Annotated in this window: 13 protein-coding genes; 6 read left to right on the top strand and 7 right to left on the bottom strand. The window is 59.1% G+C overall.

The window, feature by feature from the left end; all coding sequences use genetic code 11:
- Window positions 1–100: 100 nt before the first annotated feature.
- The gene (locus tag ACP7D9_RS21680) at window positions 101–757 is read left to right on the top strand and encodes a thiopurine S-methyltransferase (protein WP_426159573.1); all 657 of its coding nucleotides are present in this window, start codon (window positions 101–103) and stop codon (window positions 755–757) included.
- A 195-nt stretch (window positions 758–952) separates the two neighbouring features.
- On the opposite strand, the gene htpX is transcribed toward ACP7D9_RS21680, so the two are convergent.
- Together htpX and ACP7D9_RS21670 are read right to left on the bottom strand one after the other, a co-directional pair.
- Window positions 953–1,840, bottom strand: coding sequence for a protease HtpX (gene htpX / locus ACP7D9_RS21675; RefSeq protein WP_007908619.1), 888 nt, complete (start codon window positions 1,838–1,840; stop codon window positions 953–955).
- A gap of 304 nt (window positions 1,841–2,144) precedes the next feature.
- Entirely contained in the window at window positions 2,145–3,356 is a 1,212-nt protein-coding gene (locus ACP7D9_RS21670) for a pyridoxal phosphate-dependent aminotransferase (protein WP_312999921.1), read from the bottom strand.
- Between the two features lie 224 nt (window positions 3,357–3,580).
- Here ACP7D9_RS21670 and msrB point away from each other — a divergent pair, with 224 nt between their 5' ends.
- From msrB to ACP7D9_RS21655, 3 genes are all read left to right on the top strand, one after another.
- On the top strand, window positions 3,581–3,976 hold the full coding sequence (gene msrB / locus ACP7D9_RS21665; protein ID WP_101155662.1) for a peptide-methionine (R)-S-oxide reductase MsrB: 396 nt from the start codon (window positions 3,581–3,583) through the stop codon (window positions 3,974–3,976).
- Between the two features lie 104 nt (window positions 3,977–4,080).
- Window positions 4,081–4,566 carry a glutathione peroxidase gene (locus ACP7D9_RS21660; RefSeq protein WP_101155534.1) on the top strand — a complete coding sequence of 162 codons (486 nt, stop codon included), beginning with the start codon at window positions 4,081–4,083 and terminating at the stop codon, window positions 4,564–4,566.
- A complete protein-coding gene (locus tag ACP7D9_RS21655; RefSeq protein ID WP_426159572.1) occupies window positions 4,563–5,021 on the top strand; it encodes a MarR family winged helix-turn-helix transcriptional regulator in 459 nt (152 codons plus the stop codon). The genes ACP7D9_RS21660 and ACP7D9_RS21655 overlap by 4 nt, the downstream gene beginning before the upstream one ends.
- Here ACP7D9_RS21655 and ACP7D9_RS21650 read toward each other — a convergent pair.
- Window positions 5,005–7,326 carry a response regulator gene (locus ACP7D9_RS21650; protein ID WP_426159571.1) on the bottom strand — a complete coding sequence of 774 codons (2,322 nt, stop codon included), beginning with the start codon at window positions 7,324–7,326 and terminating at the stop codon, window positions 5,005–5,007. The genes ACP7D9_RS21655 and ACP7D9_RS21650 overlap by 17 nt on opposite strands.
- Before the next feature lie 165 nt (window positions 7,327–7,491).
- Here ACP7D9_RS21650 and ACP7D9_RS21645 point away from each other — a divergent pair, with 165 nt between their 5' ends.
- Both ACP7D9_RS21645 and ACP7D9_RS21640 read left to right on the top strand, forming a co-directional pair.
- A complete protein-coding gene (locus tag ACP7D9_RS21645; protein ID WP_101155540.1) occupies window positions 7,492–8,382 on the top strand; it encodes an ATP-binding protein in 891 nt (296 codons plus the stop codon).
- Window positions 8,379–8,861: a GAF domain-containing protein gene (locus ACP7D9_RS21640; protein ID WP_101155542.1), complete on the top strand. Its 483-nt coding sequence runs from the start codon at window positions 8,379–8,381 to the stop codon at window positions 8,859–8,861. Before ACP7D9_RS21645 ends, ACP7D9_RS21640 begins: the two co-directional genes overlap by 4 nt.
- Here the strand turns inward: ACP7D9_RS21640 and ACP7D9_RS21635 are convergent, their stop codons facing one another.
- The 4 genes from ACP7D9_RS21635 to ACP7D9_RS21620 form a co-directional block, all read right to left on the bottom strand.
- The gene (locus ACP7D9_RS21635) at window positions 8,862–11,804 is read right to left on the bottom strand and encodes an HD domain-containing phosphohydrolase (protein WP_426159570.1); all 2,943 of its coding nucleotides are present in this window, start codon (window positions 11,802–11,804) and stop codon (window positions 8,862–8,864) included.
- Between the two features lie 48 nt (window positions 11,805–11,852).
- Complete coding sequence (locus ACP7D9_RS21630; RefSeq protein WP_397479285.1) at window positions 11,853–15,488, bottom strand: transporter substrate-binding domain-containing protein; 3,636 nt, start codon at window positions 15,486–15,488, stop codon at window positions 11,853–11,855.
- A gap of 8 nt (window positions 15,489–15,496) precedes the next feature.
- The gene (locus ACP7D9_RS21625; RefSeq protein WP_101155548.1) at window positions 15,497–16,123 is read right to left on the bottom strand and encodes a response regulator transcription factor; all 627 of its coding nucleotides are present in this window, start codon (window positions 16,121–16,123) and stop codon (window positions 15,497–15,499) included.
- Window positions 16,124–16,504: 381 nt separating this feature from the next.
- Window positions 16,505–17,833: a deoxyguanosinetriphosphate triphosphohydrolase gene (locus tag ACP7D9_RS21620; RefSeq protein ID WP_101155550.1), complete on the bottom strand. Its 1,329-nt coding sequence runs from the start codon at window positions 17,831–17,833 to the stop codon at window positions 16,505–16,507.
- Between the last annotated feature and the right edge of the window lie 22 nt (window positions 17,834–17,855).

Genomic DNA, 17,855 nt, shown 5'->3' with positions numbered 1-17,855 from the left:
GGGCTCCTGAGCGATTATGATGAGCCATCTTCAGCCAGATCATCGATCTGAATCTAATATAAGTTCCTGCGGTTTTTCATCGGTTTTTCGGGAGTGATCCATGCAGCCTGAGTTTTGGTACAAGAAATGGGATTCGAACCAGATCGGCTTTCATCAGCCCGACGCCAATCCGTATTTGCAGCGTTACTGGCCAGAGCTGGCGATTGCAGCGTCTGCGCGGGTGTTGGTGCCGCTGTGTGGGAAAAGTCTGGACTTGTTGTGGCTGGCCGGGCAGGGGCATTCGGTGCTCGGGGTAGAGCTGTCAGTGAAAGCCGTCGAGGACTTTTTCAGTGAGCATCGGCTTGACCCGCGAATCAGCGAGAAGGGCGCTTTCAAGGTGTATCGCAGCGATACCGTCGAGTTGTGGTGCGGAGATTTCTTTGCGCTGACGGCGGAGGATGTTGCCGGTTGCACGGCGTTGTATGACCGCGCCGCGTTGATTGCCTTGCCGGACGCGATGCGCCAGCGATATTCGGCGCATCTGCAGCAGTTGCTGGGGCACGGAATGCAGGGGCTGCTGATCACTCTGGATTACGATCAGACGCAGATCCCGGGGCCGCCATTTGCGGTGGAGAATGATGAAGTACAGCGGTTGCTGGGCCAGGGTTGGCAGGTGGATAGGCTGGAAGAGCGGGATATTCTGGCTGAAAGCCCCAAGTTTGTGCAGGGCGGGGCTAAGTGGTTGGTGGAGAGGGTTTATCGGGTTTCTTCCCGATAGTTTTAAGTTAACTGTTCCGGCGTCTTCGGGAGCAAGGCCCTCCCATAGGGGCTCATGTCGTTTCATGGATTATTTGTAACACGCGATCGTTGCGGGAGGGGGGGCTTGCTCCCGAAGACGCCCGTCCAGCCGCCCTATCTTTAACAGACGAAAAAGCCCGCATCACTGCGGGCCTTTTCATGATCACCGGTTGAATCAACCGCGACGACGCAATGCGTCGATACGCTCTTCCAGTGGCGGGTGGCTCATGAACATGCGGGCGAAGCCCTGTTTGATGCCACCGTTGATGCCGAAGGCGTTCAGGGTGTCGGGCATGTGCACCGGCAGGCCCTGTTCGGCACGCAGACGTTGCAGAGCGCCAATCATCGCGCTGGTACCGGCCAGTCGGGCACCGGCCTCATCGGCACGGAATTCGCGCTTGCGCGAGAACCACATGACGATTGCGCTGGCGAGGATGCCCAGCACCAGTTCGGCGAAGATGGTCGCCACGTAGTAGGCGATACCCTGGCCTTCTTCGTTCTTGAAGATCACCTTGTCGACGAAATTACCGATGATCCGGGCGAAGAACATCACAAAGGTGTTCACCACGCCCTGGATCAGCGCCAGGGTGACCATGTCACCGTTTGCCACGTGACCGATTTCGTGGGCCAGTACGGCTTTCACTTCATCGGGCGAGAAACGCTCGAGCAGGCCCTGGCTGACCGCGACCAGCGCGTCGTTCTTGTTCCAGCCGGTAGCGAAGGCATTCGCTTCGTAGGCCGGGAAAATCCCGACTTCAGGCATCTTGATCCCGGCTTCGCGGGACAGTTGCTCGACCGTTTGCAGCAGCCATTGCTCATGACGGGTGCGTGGCTGGCTGATGATTTGCGTGCCGGTGCTCATCTTCGCCATCCACTTGGAGATGAACAGCGAGAACAGCGAGCCGGCGAAACCAAAGACCGCACAGAAAACCAGCAGCTGACTGAGGTCGAGATCGACCCCGTTGGCCGCCATGAACCCGTTAAAGCCGAACAGGCTCAGGGTGATGCTGGCTATCAGCACGACCGCAAGGTTAGTGGCCAAAAACAGCAGGATGCGCATCATGGTTGTAGAACTCTCCTCAAGCTAAAGATTTAGCGTACTGCGGGGTATATAAGGTGCGGCACCGGGCTATTCAACCGAGTGACTATTTCAAACTGTGTCCTACAGCAGTTTCGTGAGTGAAAAGGAAAATTCCCACCCGAGATTCCGATATGGATGACACACCCTTTCGTCCCGCCATCATTAGGTCAGACATGCCTTCAAGGCTCGCTGTGAAAGTGTAGAAGGGCTGCAAAGGTGCGAAACAAAGATGTGTTGCTGAATCAGACAGTGCGCAACAGACAATTCGCTGCGCACTGCTGGCCCACTACTGACGGTAGGACTTGAGGAAGTTGCCGATGCGGCCTATGGCCATTTCCAGGTCATCGACGCGGGGCAAGGTGACTACACGGAAGTGATCGGGCCACGGCCAGTTGAACGCCGTGCCTTGCACCACCAGCAGCTTCTCGGAGAGCAGCAGGTCGAGGACAAATTTTTCGTCGTTGTGGATCGGACAGACCTTCGGGTCGATCTTCGGGAACGCATACAGCGCGCCCATCGGTTTGACGCAACTGACGCCGGGAATATCGTTGAGCAACTCCCATGTGCGGTTGCGCTGTTCCAGCAGACGGCCCTGCGGCAGCACCAGATCGTTGATGCTCTGGTAGCCGCCGAGTGCGGTCTGGATTGCGTGCTGGCTCGGCACGTTGGCGCACAGACGCATGTTGGCCAGCATGTCGATGCCTTCGATGTAGCTCTGCGCGTTGTGTTTCGGCCCGGAGATGGCGATCCAGCCGGAGCGGAAACCGGCCACGCGATAGGATTTCGACAGACCGTTGAAAGTCAGGCAGAGCAGGTCTGGCGCCAGCGAAGCAGTGCAGACATGCACGGCGTCGTCGTACAGAATCTTGTCGTAGATCTCATCGGAGAACACCACAAGATTATGTGCACGGGCGATTTCCAGCATGCCCAGCAGTACTTCTTTCGAATAGACCGCACCGGTCGGGTTGTTCGGGTTGATGATCACCATCGCCTTGGTGTTCGGAGTGATCCTGGCCTTGATGTCGGCCAGGTCCGGGAACCAGTCGGCGCCCTCGTCACACAGGTAATGCACGGCGTTACCGCCGGCGAGGCTGACGGCAGCCGTCCACAGCGGGTAATCCGGGGCCGGCACCAGCACTTCGTCGCCGTTGTTGAGCAGCGCCTGCAGCGACATCACGATCAGTTCGGAAACGCCGTTGCCCAGGTAGATGTCTTCGATGCCGACACCTTCGACCTGCTTCTGCTGGTAGTACTGCATCACCGCCTTGCGCGCGCTGAACAGGCCTTTGGAGTCGCTGTAGCCTTGCGCGGTCGGTAGATTGCGGATCACGTCCTGAAGGATTTCGTCCGGCGCTTCGAAACCAAACGGCGCCGGGTTGCCGATGTTCAGCTTGAGGATGCGCTGGCCTTCCTCTTCCAGTCGTTTGGCGTGCTTGAGCACCGGGCCGCGAATGTCGTAGCAGACGTTGGCGAGCTTGTTCGATTTGCTGAACTGCATGGCGATGTGATCCCGAAAATGAACGATCCAGGCGGCAAATGGACAACCGTACTGGGATTGCAGCGTCTTCGTACAGGCGGAGGTCTGACGCTTTTGCGCTCAGAATCCGTTTGAATGCGCCCGGTCTGGCTGCCAGACTGGCGCGTGACGAGGCGCAATCATACGTGCCGCCCGATCCGTGGAAAAGGTACAGATCGGGCTTTTTCAGCCGCTGAGGTGTGATGATGGAAAAGTTGCAGAAAACCCTGGAAGAGTGGAAGGCCATGCTCGACCCCGAGCAGTACAACGTCTGCCGTCTGAGTGCCACCGAGCGCCCGTTCTCGGGCAAATACAACGACACCAAAACTGACGGTGTCTATCACTGTGTCTGCTGCAACGAGCCGCTGTTCGATTCCCAGACCAAATTCGACTCCGGCTGCGGCTGGCCGAGCTTCTACGCGCCGATCGGCGAAAGTGCGATGACTGAAATCCGCGACACCAGCCACGGCATGATCCGCACCGAAGTGAAATGCGCGCGCTGTGATGCGCACTTGGGCCACGTGTTCCCGGATGGTCCCCCCCCGACCGGCCTGCGTTATTGCATCAACTCGGTGTGCCTGAATCTTGAGCCGCGCGAATAATCGAAACAGGCGACATCACGTCGCCTTTTTAATTGGTTATTAGATTGCGCACAATTCAATTGCTCGTTATGTTTGCGCTTTCCTCACCATTGCGGAGCCGTCTCATGAGTGACAACTTGCTGAATATCCCCTGCACAACCATCAAGGGTGAGCAAAAAACCTTGGCCGATTTCGCCGGTAAAGCCGTGCTGGTGGTCAATACCGCGAGCAAGTGTGGCTTCACTCCGCAATACAAGGGCCTCGAAGAACTCTGGCAGACCTACAAGGACCAGGGGCTGGTGGTGCTGGGTTTTCCCTGCAACCAGTTCGGCAAACAGGAACCGGGTAATGAAGGCGCCATCAGCGAGTTCTGCGAGTTGAATTTCGGCGTCAGCTTCCCGTTGTTCAAGAAGATCGACGTCAACGGCGCCGATGCTCATCCGCTGTTCGTGCAGTTGAAGAAGCGCGCCCCGGGCGTGCTCGGCTCGCAGGGCATCAAGTGGAATTTCACCAAATTCCTGATCGGCAAAGACGGCCAGTTGGTCAAGCGTTTCGCCCCGACGACCAAGCCGCAGGACCTGAGCGCCGAGATCGAAGCGCTGCTGAAATGAGCGTGCCGGTTGATTCGCTGAGGCTCGACAGCCAGTTGTGCTTCAAGTTGTACGCAGCCTCGCGGGCGGTGATCCGTGCCTACAAGCCGATGCTTGATCAGTTGGGCCTGACCTACCCGCAGTATCTGGCGATGCTGGTGCTATGGGAGTGGCAGGACGCGGCACCCGAGCAGCCGACCGTGAAAGCCTTGGGCGAGCGCCTGGCGCTGGACTCAGGGACTTTGACGCCATTGCTCAAGCGTCTTGAGCAGGTCGATCTGGTCCAGCGTCGGCGCTCGGCACGCGATGAACGGGAGGTGCATTTGAGCCTGACAGCTGCCGGACAAGCGTTGCGCGAGCAGGTCGGGCCGTTGAAGGCGCGCCTGCTTTGCGACAGCGGCGTCGATCTCGACCGGCTCAATGATTTACGCGCCGGCCTCGATCACTTGCTCGGGCAGATCAAAGTGCTGTCGTAGTCGGCATCCACTGATCCAGCAACGCCGCGAGTTCTTCACGACGAAACGGTTTGGCCAGGTAGTCGCTCATGCCGGCGGCGCGGCAACGTTCGCGCTCTTCGGACATGGCATTGGCGGTCAGCGCGACAATCGGCAGATTCGGCCAGCGCCCGCTCTGACGAATCTGTCGACTGGCTTCATAGCCATCCATCACCGGCATGTTGCAATCCATCAGCACCAGATCGAAATCGGCAAACTCCAGTTGGTCCAGCGCCTCGGCGCCATGACCCGCTACGACCACATCGCAGCCAAGCTTGCCCAGCATGCCTTTGGCGACCAGTTGGTTGACCGGATTGTCCTCGACCAGCAGCACTTTGCCCCGACGCGCGGACGGCGAGGCGTCCGCTTGCGCTTCGCTGAGGGTGGCGACGTCCGGTTGCAGAATACGCCGCAGGTGCTGGTACAGCGCATTGCGCGCCAGCGGCCGGGCCTGTTGCTGCAGGGGCGCAAGGGCGGCGGCTTCTTCGCTGGGCAGAAAACTGCCGTAAGCCGTCACCAGCAGGATCGGCGCAGTAATATTTGGACGCAGACCGAACAGGCACTCGGGGCAATCAGTGATCAGTACGTCAGGATTGAGGCCCAGCAGCGAATCATCAATGGTGCGCTGCGTGTATTCGAGGCCCCAGACCGGTAAAAGGCTTTTCAGTAATTCAGCCAGACCACTGCTCCCAGCAGTGATCGCGAGAACCTTGCCGCGTAACGGTGCCGGCGCCAGGGCGCGGGTGTGAATGGGCAATGGTAGTTCGGCGCAGAACTGGCTGCCGAAACCACTTTCAGAGCTGATGGTCAGACGGCCCTGCATCGCTTCGCAAAGATTATAGGTCAACGCCAGCCCCAGCCCGGTGCCGCCGTACTGACGAGTGATGCCGGCACCGGCCTGAGTGAACGGCTGGAAGATTTTCACTTGGGCTTCCTGGGCGATACCGATGCCGGTGTCGCAGACGTCGATGCGCACGCCATTTTTGTGCGCCGACAGACGCACATCGACCCGACCGAAGCGGGTGAATTTCAGCGCGTTGGACAGCAGGTTACTGACGATCTGCCGCACTCGGGTCGGGTCGCCCAGCACGAGTGCCGGGAAGTGCGGCTCGATCAGACAGGTCAACTCGACGCTCGGCGCGGCATTCTGCGACAGCAGGTTGGCGGTGTCCTCGATCAGCGAACCAAGGTCGAACGGGATGTTTTCCAGCTCCAGTTGCCCGGCGTCGAATTTCGACAGGTCGAGAATGTCGTTGAGCAACTCCACCAGCACCTTGCCCGAGTCGTGGGCGATCGACAGTTGTTGCTGCTGCTCGGCGTTCAACGGGCCATCCAGCGACAGCGCGATCATTCCCAGCAAACCGTTGAGCGGCGTGCGGATTTCATGGCTCATGTTGGCCAGGAAGGCCGAACGCGCCTCGGCCATGTCCAGTGCAGTGCGGCGCGCCGCTTCCAGTTCTTCGTTGGATTGACTCAGGCGGGTATTGATTGCCTTGAGTTCGGCGGTACGCGCCGAGACGATGTCTTCAAGCTGCGCAAGGTATTCGGTCAGGCGGTTTTCCGCTGTGCGCCGTTGCTGGATTTCGGTGGCGATGTTCTCGAATTGCTGATTGGCAACTTTGACCAGTACGCCGATTTCATCGTTGCCGTGCCCGGCGGGACACTCGAGCGTGGTTGGCTCGGCGCTGCGTGGATCGCGGCCGCTGAGTTCACGGATGACTCGCACCAGTGGCTTGGTCAGCATCACGTAGAACAGCGCCAGCAGAATCCCGGTCAGCAGCAGGCTGCGAGCAAAACCGTTGAGCAGGGTGACTTCCGCGCGGCGCAAAAAGCGACTGCCAAAAGCATAGGTGTCGACTTCCAGTTTCAGCACGCCGAGGGATTCGTTGGGCAGGTGATCGAGGTACAGACGGTCTTCAAAATGACGCTTGGCGCCGAACAGGAAGTCGCTGATCAGTCGATAGTTGCTTTGCAACTCCGGGCGTTTGACGTTGGCCAGCACGGTATCGTTGTTGTCGATCAGTTGCGCCGCGATGATCGCGGGCGAGCGCAGCAGGCCCAGAGTGAGTTCCTGCGCCAGTTCGGCGTCGATGTTGTAGGCAATGCGCGAGGCCGGATTGTGGCTGATTTCGAGTAGCGCGAGGATTTCCCGGTTGATGGAAGCGTCTTCGCTGGCATAATCGATGCCGATCTGCAGCAGACTGAGCAGGGTGCCCAGAATGAACCCGACCAGCACGGTAAGCCTGGCTTGCTTGTAAGACAGCCGGTGGGTGAATTTGATATCCATGGGTTGTTGAACCACTTCCGTTTCCCTTCGCTGCTCAAGCATAGTCGATCATGTATGGATACCGAGGTTCCCGAATCGCCTTGTAACAAGGCTTGGTCGGGCAATTCTATCTGTGCAGGGTCGCTGGATCGTCATCATCACTGTGAAAGTGCCCGAGGAGAAGACGTGGATTCCCGATTGAATGCTTTTCTTGAACGCGCCGAGTCGGTTCTGGCGCGAATCGAACCACTGTTGCCGGCCCCGCGCCCCGTCATTGACTGGAATACTTGTCTGGCGGCGCGCTGGCAGCGTGACGGGCGCAGCGGCTACCTGTTGCCGCTGGAAGTCAGCCTTGACATGCGTCTGTCCGACCTGATCGGTGTCGACCGTCAGTTGGAACAGCTTGGACGCAATACCCGACAATTTCTCGATGGCATGCCGGCCAACCACGCCTTGCTCTGGGGCTCGCGCGGTACAGGCAAATCCTCGCTGGTGCGTGCGTTGCTCGCCGAGCATGCCGGCGCCGGCCTGCGCCTGATCGAGATAGAGCGCGATCACTTGGCTGACCTGCCACGCGTGGTCGAGCAAGTCGCCAAATTGCCGCAACGTTTCGTGTTGTTCTGCGATGACCTGTCGTTCGAATCCGGCGAAGGCGACTACCGCGTGCTGAAAAGCGTGCTCGACGGTTCGCTTGAGCAGGCCCCCGACAACGTCTTGCTGTACGCCACTTCCAACCGTCGCCACCTGGTGCCGGAAAAGGAAAGCGACAATGAAAACTGGAAGCGCGTTGACGGCGAGCTGCACCCGAGCGAAGCAGTGGAAGACAAGATCGCCTTGTCGGACCGTTTCGGTCTGTGGCTGTCGTTCTACCCGTTTACCCAGGAACATTTTCTCAACGTCGTCGAACACTGGATCGGCCAGTTGGCCGCCAAGGCCGGCCTGAGCTGGCAGCGCGACGAAGCACTGGACATCCTCGCCGTGCGCTGGGCCACCGGCCGCGGTAATCGCAACGGACGTTGCGCGTATCAATTCGCCCGCTACTGGGTGGGATTGAAATTGCTGGAGCACAAGGCATGATTGATTTGCAACACAGCGGCCAGGGCCTCGAAGGCTACGGCATGTTGGCCGCGCAACTGGAATCGCTGCTGGCGGACGAGCGCGATTTCATCGCTAATGCCGCGCAGTTTTCCGCGTTCCTGTTCAACCAGCTCGATGATTTGAACTGGGCCGGTTTCTATCTCAATCGCAACGAAGAACTGGTGCTCGGCCCGTTTCAAGGCCAGATCGCTTGCGTGCGCATTCCGTTCGGGCGTGGCGTATGTGGCGCCGCTGCTGCCAGTCTGCAGACCCAGCGCGTCGAGGATGTGCATGCCTTCCCCGGCCACATTGCCTGCGACAGCGCTTCGAACAGCGAACTGGTGGTGCCCCTGGTCAAGGACGGTCGCCTGATCGGCGTGCTCGATCTCGACAGCCCGAAACTGGCGCGTTTCGGTGCCGAAGATCAGACCGGCATCGAGCAATTGGCAGCGATTTTCCTTCGCCTGACCGACTGCTGATCAGCCGCCGAGGCCAGCCTTGTGCAACAGGCTGGCCGTATCCACGTCGTCGATTTGCGCGGGATCGAGAAACCGCGTCGCGTACTGCATGTACACCCCCTCGTTGATGAACAGGCCGAACAGGGGCGCATCAATGTGCGCTTCCCGGCACATGGTCGCCATGATGCCCAACGCCTCGCTCAACGATTTGGCTTTCTTGTAGGGGCGATCGGCGGCGGTCAGCGCTTCGAAAATATCGGCAATCGCCATCATCCTTGCCGGCAGGCTCATCTCCTCGCGTTTCAGTCGTTTCGGGTACCCCGTGCCGTCCATTTTTTCGTGATGTCCACCAGCGATCTCGGCAATGCTGTCGAGGTGGCCGGGGAAGGGCAGGTGGCTGAGCATCATGATCGTCTGCACCATGTGATGGTTGATGATGTAGCGCTCTTCGCGGGTCAGCGTGCCACGTGCAATCTTCAGGTTGTACAGCTCGCCGCGGTTGTACTTGTAGGCGGGCACATCGAGTTTGAAGCCCCAGGGATTGTCCTCCGGGATCAGCTCGTTCTGGTCGCGCTCGATCAGGTGCTCGGGTTTGTCGCTCAGCAGTCTTTCGCTGACTGGCAGAGTCGGCGCCGGTGTTTTTGCCTGGCGACGGTTTTCTTCCCACGACACACCGAGGCGATCGTCGAGTGTGCGCAGCCAGGTGCGCTTCGCGACTTGGTCAAGGCGTTGCAGATCGGTCTCGGCCATGGCCTCGCCACCGAGATTGCAACGGGCAACGAAGGCGAAGTCGTCGTCGAGCATCTGTAGCTCGCTATCACGCGCGCGGGCCAGCGCAGCCTCATCCGCACCGCTCGCCAGTGTCTGCCAATAGCTGATCCACACGTCACGCTTGAGCACTTCGAAGCGGGTGCGGATCTCATGGATGCGGTCGTTGATGGTCTCGAGCTTGGTAGCTTTGTCGACCACATACTCGGGCGTCGTGATCTTGCCGCAGTCGTGCAGCCACGCGGCGATGTGCAAGGCCTCCCACTCATCTTCACTGGGTTGATAGGCGCTGAACGTCGGCTCTTCGCTGGCGGCAGCGGCCTGGGCGAGCATCAGCGTCAGCTCCGGTACCCGCTGACAATGACCCCCGGTATACGGACTCTTGGAGTCGATCGCACTGGCGAGCAATTGAATGAAGGCATCGAGCAGTTGCTTCTGCCGAGCCTGCAGGCGCTGGCTTTCGATACTGACTGCCGCCGCACCGGACACCGCCTGCAGGAAGGCGATACGGTCGGGCCGCACCTTTTCCAGATCGCTCGGCGCGCCGCTGTCATTGACCAGCAGAACCAGCAGGCCGATGGTTTCGTCATGCTGGTTGTGCAGGCGGATACCGATCAGGTGGATGCGCGGTGATTCCATGGCCAGCAGGATTTTCTGCAGGTCGCCCGCCTGATCGAAGCCCAGATGGCTGACTGTACTGTTGGCGCTGGCCAGTTGTTCAAACCACGCCGGCGCGGTTTCATGCAGCTCACGTCCCTGAATGTCGAACGCCTCCAGCGCCTGCGGCACGCCGTCGATCACCAGCCCATAAGGTTCCATGCGCGCACCATCGGCTTCACGCAGATAGATCAGACCGGCCTGCGCCTGAGCGATCTGCACGGTTTCGAACAGCACGCGTTCGAGCAGCGGAGCAAAACGCGTTTCGGCGCACAGGCTGTCGGTGATGCGGAAGAAACTTCCCAGCGTCTCTTTCATCCGCGCCATTGACAGGCCCAATTGATCGACCTCCAGCACGGGAGAGCGTCGGGTCAGCGGGAAGCTGAAATCGAAACTGCGAATGGCGTCGGCTTCCTTGACCAGGCCAAGCAGCGGTTTGACCAGAATTCGCGAAATCACCCAGCCCAGGGGCAGGCACAGCAACAGGATGGCCAGGGTAATCAGCGCGCCCTGCCAACGCATGCGAAATGCATCCACCAGCAACTCGTCTTCAGGCACCAGCAGCGCCAGTTGCAAACCCTTAGGCCCGCCTTCCTCAATGCGGGTGCGTGCGACGATCCATTGCCGATCGTTGACCTGCAGACGCTTGCCGATATCTTTGGAGGTGAGCAATGCGTTCAGCTCTGGGCTGAGATCGGCCGCTCTGGCCAGCCGCGCGCTGCGGTCGTCAACGATCAGGCGATTGCTGTCAAGGTAGGCCACGGCATTGCCGTCGGTGTCGTACAAGGCGATTTCCGTCGAATGCGTTACCCGGTGCTTGCCCAGGGCGGTGGAGAGCGAAGCGAGGGTCAGATCGGCGCCAATCACGGCGTTCTCGCCGCTGCGTCGCGCCAGCGTGGTGCCGACATTGTGAGTGGAGAAAAACAGGTAAGGTTCGGTGGTGATCTGCCCGGCCTGTTGCAGAGCATCGCTGAACCATTTGCGGCCGCGCGGATCGTAGGGCTCCTCTGGATGATCGCGGCGGCTGAGCAGCGTCAGCGCCAGATCAAAGAACATCGACTGCGAGCGTACGGCACCCTGCGGGTCGTGTTCGATGCTCCAGACTTGATAGGCCGCCGCTTCCGGCGCCTGAACCTGTACTTTGAGGGCCGGGGTGCGCAGTGCCCGCACCATGAAAAAATCGCCATTGGCATAACCCAGATACAGCGAAGCCAACGCCGGGTTGTCGACCAATGACTGGCTGAACGGCTTGAGCAAGGGCAGGCGATGTTCAAGTTCGGCAGACTGGGCCGCCGGGGTGTCTGCCAGCAGGCTCAACAGGTGGCGGATCGGCTGATAGGTCGCCTGCAGGTCATCACGCACATCCTGTTCGATGCGATCGAACAGAGTCTCGCTGCTCGACAGGATGATTTGCGTGGTCTGGTGATAATTGAACAGGCCCAGCACCACGCCTGTGAGCAACAAGAGAAAGGTGAACATGACGCTGATGTGCACGTGCAGCGGCAACTGGCGTTGCTCGGGGCGCAGTGGGCTTTGCATTGCAGGCTCTCCAGAATGTTTAACTCACTGCTCAGCGCCCAAGCATAGTCAAGACTCGCTCACTGTGCCTTGATCGGTCAGCGCCAGTTGCTGCTGCAGGGCCTGCTCCAGTTCGAGCATTGCCTGGCTGGTTGCCGCCCAACGGCGGGCAATCTCCTGTGATGCGAGCACTTGCTGGCAAGCTTGCTCAAGGGCATCGCAACATTCGATCAACCGAGAAGCCTGCGCGATGCGTGCCGCGCCCTTGATCTTGTGCGCGACCACGGCCAATGCTTCGCGATCATCTTCGGGCGACAGAGTGATCAGTTCATCGCGGTCCAGGCGGCTGCTCCTGAGCAGTTCCACCAGCATGCGTCGGGTTTGCGCGGGATTGTTGCCGGTCAGCAGGCTCAGACTCTGCAGGTCGAACACTGCGGGAGAGGCCGGCGTGATGCCATCGATCCACTGCGCGAGCAAGGTCAGGCTTAACGGCTTGAACAGGCAGTCATTCATGCCGGCGAGTTTGCAGCGCCGGACTTCTTCGGGCTGGGCATTGGCGGTGAAGCCCAGCACGGTGCACGGCGGGCGGCGGTTTTGCAGTTCAAGCTGGCGAATCCCGCGAGTCATTTCATAGCCGTTCATCATGGGCATGTTGCAGTCGACGATCACCAGATCGAAATGATCGGCCTTCCAACGCTCAAGGCCGCTGCAGCCGTCCTCGGCAACGCTGAACCGATGGCCGAGAAATTCGAGCTGCTGGCACATCAGCAGGCGGTTGGCGGGGTGGTCGTCGACAACGAGTATGTGTAACGGCGTTGTCGCGGGCTTGATCAACGGTTCGCTTTTGGGTGGATTCGCCTTTGCCGGCTGGCTGTCCAGTGGCAGCGAGACGCAGACCTGAGTACCGATGCCGGGCTGGCTGCTCAACTGCAGTTGTCCGCCCATCATTTCGCACAGGTTGCGACTGATGACCAGTCCCAGCCCGGCGCCATTTTTCGCCTGGCGGCTGCCGTTTTCCGCCTGCGAGAAAGGTTCGAACAGGCGCTGTTGATCTTCAGCGCTGATGCCTGCGCCACTGTCCTGCACGGTCAACTGCATCAACGCTCGTCCAGAGCCGTCTGCCGAGATCAGTTCGAGGGTGATCCTCACGTGGCCATATTCGGTGAACTTGATTGCATTGCTGACCAGATTCGACAGCACCTGCTTGAAACGCAGCGGATCCAGATGCACGTCCACGGCCGGGTTTGGCGGGTTGAAAACCACTTGCAAAGCGAGGTTTTTCTGCCGGGCAAGGCCGTCGAAGATGCGCGCAACGGACGTCACCGTATCCACCAGATTGATCCATTCCGGGCACAGGCTCAGGCGACCCGATTCGATGCGAGCGATGTCGAGAATATCGCCGATCAGGCCCAGCAGATCCTTGGCCGAATGATAGGCCGTGTCGATTGAGGCGCGATCCGGATGCCGCGGTTCAATGCGTCTGAGGGTCAGTTCGAGCATGCCGATCACGGCGTTCATCGGAGTACGGATTTCGTGGCTCATCGTCGCCAGAAAGGTGCTCTTGGCCCGGTTCGCCTCGTCGGCCTGCTCCTTCGCCGCGCGCAGTTCTTCAAACAACTGACGGCGCTCACTGATGTCGACCCAGCCGCCGATGATCCCCTGAACGGCGCCGCTGGAGTCGCGATAGGGAAGAATCCAGTGATAGATGGTCAATCGCCGGTTGCCGATGTGCAGGGGCCGATCGAGTACCAAGGGTGTGCCTTCGGCGATGACTCTCTGGTAATCGGCCTGGAAAGCCTGAGCTTCGAAGACATTGCTCAGCGTGCCCTGTATGACATCTTTGCCAATGATGTCCTCGCGCTTGGCGTTGAATGCTTCCAGATAACTGTCATTGCAACTTTGCAGCAGGCCCTGTCGATCCCGTACGTAGATCGGGTGCGGCGTGCCGTTGACGAGCGAACGCATGAATTCCAGTTGATCGTTCAGCGCGCGCTCGGCGGCCTGGCGCTGTTTGATCTGATGGCGCATGTAAGCGTTCCAGGTCAGTAACAGAATCAGGATCAGGCCGGCGGCGGCAATGACCTGATAGAACAGGCGCTGGTAGTTTTGCCAGATGTTTTGTGACGCCGTGGAATAACCGCGCCAGCGGCCGTTGATCACTCCGAGCTCCTCGGGAGCGATGCTCAGCAGTGCCTTGTTGATGATCGAGGCCAGCTCGGTGTTGTCACGCGCGGTCGCCAGCGAGAAGGCCGCCTGACTGGTGCCAATCGTGGTGGTGATTTGCAATGGCTGATCAAAGATGCGCGATGAAATGAAGTAGTTGGCGATCACCAGGGAATTGACGGCCCCGTCGACATGGTTACCGGCAAGCATCGACACGGCGCTGAAAGTATCGGGCGTTTCGATCAGTTCGATGCGCGGGAAATTCTCGTGCAAGTAAGCGACCAATGGATTGCCTTTGGCGATCGCCAGTCGCTTGCCTTTGAGTTGAGCCAGGTTGGTCGGCCCATCGGCGCTTTTGCGCGTCAGCAGCACATAGGAATTTTCCAGGTAGGGGCGGCTGAAACTCAGGGTTTTCTCTCGTTCAGCGCTTGGCAGCAGCGCAGCGATCAGGTCGGCTTTGTGGTTGTCGATCTGCCTGATCATTTCCGCATCGTTGCGACTGCGCTGAATCTCGAAACGCAGGCCCGTACGCAAGCGGATCAGTTCGAGCAGATCGGCGCTGATGCCGCGAAAGCTTCCCGCGCTGTCGAAGAACGTCAGCGGCGCATAGGCCTCGTTGACCACCACGCTGACGATGGGATGGCGCTTGAGCCACGTCTGTTCGCGTTCGGTCAGTTGCAGTTTTTTATCAGTGAGCAACATGTCGCTGCCAGCGCTCCAGCGCTTGGCGATGTCGTCGCGCTGGCCGCTTGGCACCGCATTGAGCACGGCGTCGATGATGCCCAGCAATTGCGGATTGCTGTGCCGGACGGCAAAGCTGAAGCCTTGCGCTTCCTGTTTGCCGAAATTGGCCATGCGCACATTGTTCAGATAACCCTTGTTGATCATGTAGTGGGTGGAAAGGGTGTCGCCGAGAAATACATCGGCCTGATCGAAGGCGACGGCGTTGATGGCGTTCTGATAAGAGGGATAGCAGGTGATCAGTGCCTTGGGATACAGCGCTTTGATCTCAGGCAGCGGCAGGTAGTGATAAACCATGCTCAGGCGCAGGCCGGCCAGACCTTCGGTCAAAGAGCGGGTTTCATCCTCGCGAGTCACCAATACCGGCTGATCGACCGCGTAAGGACTGGAGAGGGCAAGATTGGCGTTCCCTGCTTCGTAGCCGTTGGCTGTGCCAAGCAGGTCGATCTGCCCATCGACCAGGGCGCGAATCGCTGCTTCGCGAGAGGGAAAGCGTTGTACCCTGATCGGCAAACCGCTGACCTTGCCGATGATGCCTGCGTAGTCGGCTGTCAGTCCTTCATATTCCTTGCCACTGGCGGTCATGTCGAAGGGCGGGTAGTCAGGTGCGGAAGTGCCCAATACCAATTCGCTGCGATCCTGCAGCCACTGCCGTTGCGATGGTTGCAGAGTCACTGCAATGTTTTCACTTGCCGACCGGCTGAGCAGGGCGTAATCCGACGGCGAGCCTGGCGCGGCATTGGCGCTCAGGCACAGAGCTGCGCTCAAGGCAATCAAGTAGTCCTTTAAACGGCTGGGCATGCGGAATCTCACACGAGTGCGTTGCGTTTGGCCATCTCGATAAGTTCTACAAGTGATCTGACCTTGAGCTTTTGCATCAGGCGCTTTTTGTAGGTGCTTACGGTCTTGTTACTGAGAAACATACCCTGGGCAATTTCCTTGTTGGTGCGGCCCTGAGCAAATAACTGCAATACCATCAGTTCGCGATCATTAACGGATTTGAACAGTTCAAGTTCTGCGTATCGGATGTCGTCATTGCGCACCGGATTGAGCGCCTGACTGGGAAAATAGTTGTAGCCGGATAATACCGCCTTGATTGCGCTGACCAGCTCGCTCAAGTCTTCCTGCTTGCAGACATACCCTGATGCACCGGACTGCATGCAGCGAATACCGAACAGCGTGGGGCACTGCGCGGTCAGAATCAGAATCTTGAAGTTTGAACCCATGGTGTTGAAGCGCGCCAGTACTTCGAGGCCGTCCAGCTTGGGGATGCTGACATCGAGAATGACCAGGTCAGGCATGCATTCACGCACCATCTGCATGGCATCGACACCGTTATCAGTCTCGCCGACGACCTTGTAGCCTTCATGTTCCAGGAGCATTCGCACGGCGAGGCGGATCACCGGATGATCGTCCACGATAAAAACGGAGTTCATAAATAGAGTCCCATGCAAGCATGAATAAAGCGCGCACCTTAGCTCAGATGAATGAGCACTCGCATGGACTGGTAGTGTCGCGACTACGTTATCGGATTAATCCTACGCGCAATAAGGAAATGGACTACGTTGAAATTAGGTTTGACGTAAGGAAGCACGGGTATGCAATAGACAGGAGGCAGAAATTATTCGAAGACCAATCTTGAACTCCGATTATTTGCTGGCGTTTAAATGATGTTTGTTTCTGATGGTTATTTTCTCGTATTGCAGAGTTCAGGGCAGTGTTATCTGAACAGTTAGAAAAGCGCGTTATAACGTTCGTGGCGAGGAAACCGCAGGATATCCGGCCGGCCTGACGACGGCCGGCTGAATTCGGGGCGCTCAATGACTCGAGCGCCCGGTCATTTCCAATGCCATGTCACTTGCGTAACTGTCGGTCATGCCGGCGATGAAATCGATCATGCGCAGAAACGAGCTGTGCAGCGAGCCCTGTGGATCCGGCGCGTTGTTGCCGAGCAGGTCGAGAATGCGCCGGCTCTTGAACGACGGGGTACGGCCGTTGTGCTGTTCCAGCGCGGCGCCGCAGAACGAATTGAGCAGGATCTCCAGCGTCGTGTAAGCGCCGATTTCATGCAGCGTCTTGCGTTTGTCCTGGAAAATTTTCTTGCGCGCGATGTCCTTGGCGTTCAACACGCAACGTTTCGCCGGCCCGTGCATGTGTTCGACCAGATCGCCGTGTAGGGTGCCGGCAAGCAGGGCATCCTGCTGTTCGACAAACGCCCGCGCTGCTGCGTTGGTCAGGTGCTCGATGGCTTTGCCGCGCAGGATCGCGAGCTTGCGCCGGCGGGAATCCTGCGGGCCGAGCTGGCGATAGGTTTCCGGCAAGTCGTCACCGACCAGACCGAGCAGCAGCGACTCGACTTCGGCGTAGTCGAGCAGCTCCATTTCCAGACCGTCTTCCAGATCGATCAGGGCGTAGCAGATGTCATCGGCCGCCTCCATCAAATAGACCAGTGGATGGCGTGCCCAGCGCTGGTCTTCAAGCTGCGGCAGGCCGAGCTTGTGCGCAATCTGTTCGAGCAGCGGCAGTTCGCTCTGATAACAACCGAATTTATGTTTCTTGTAGCCGAGGGAGTCAGCATGGCGCGCAGTCCACGGGTACTTCAGATAGGTCCCCAGCGTCGCATAGGTCAGGCGCGTGCCGCCATCGAACTGGTGATATTCCAGCTGCGTCAGCACGCGAAAACCTTGAGCATTGCCCTCGAAATTCAGAAAGTCACCGCGCTCGGCCTCGCTCATGCCGTCCAGCCAGCCGCGCCCGGCCGCTTGTTGAAACCAGTGGCGGATGGCGTCTTCGCCGGAATGGCCAAAAGGCGGGTTGCCGATGTCGTGAGCCAGGCAGGCCGATTGCACCACCATGCCCAGGTCGGCGGGGTCGCACCAGTCTGGCAGCGCGTTGCGCAAGGTTTCACCGACACGCATGCCCAGAGAGCGGCCGACGCAGCTGACTTCCAGCGAGTGGGTCAGGCGGGTGTGAATGTGATCGTTGCTGGTGACCGGGTGCACTTGGGTCTTGCGCCCGAGGCGGCGGAATGCGCCGGAGAAAATGATGCGGTCATGGTCTTTGTGAAACGGGCTGCGGCCGAGTTCTTGCGGGCTGTGCAGCGGCTTGCCGAGACGTTCGCGGTTGAGCAGGGTAGGCCAATCCAAGGCTGGTTCTCTCCGTCTGGTG

Source organism: Pseudomonas sp. TSRC2-2 (assembly GCF_049897785.1).
GTDB lineage: Bacteria > Pseudomonadota > Gammaproteobacteria > Pseudomonadales > Pseudomonadaceae > Aquipseudomonas.
This window is presented reverse-complemented; position numbering and strand designations above follow the sequence as displayed.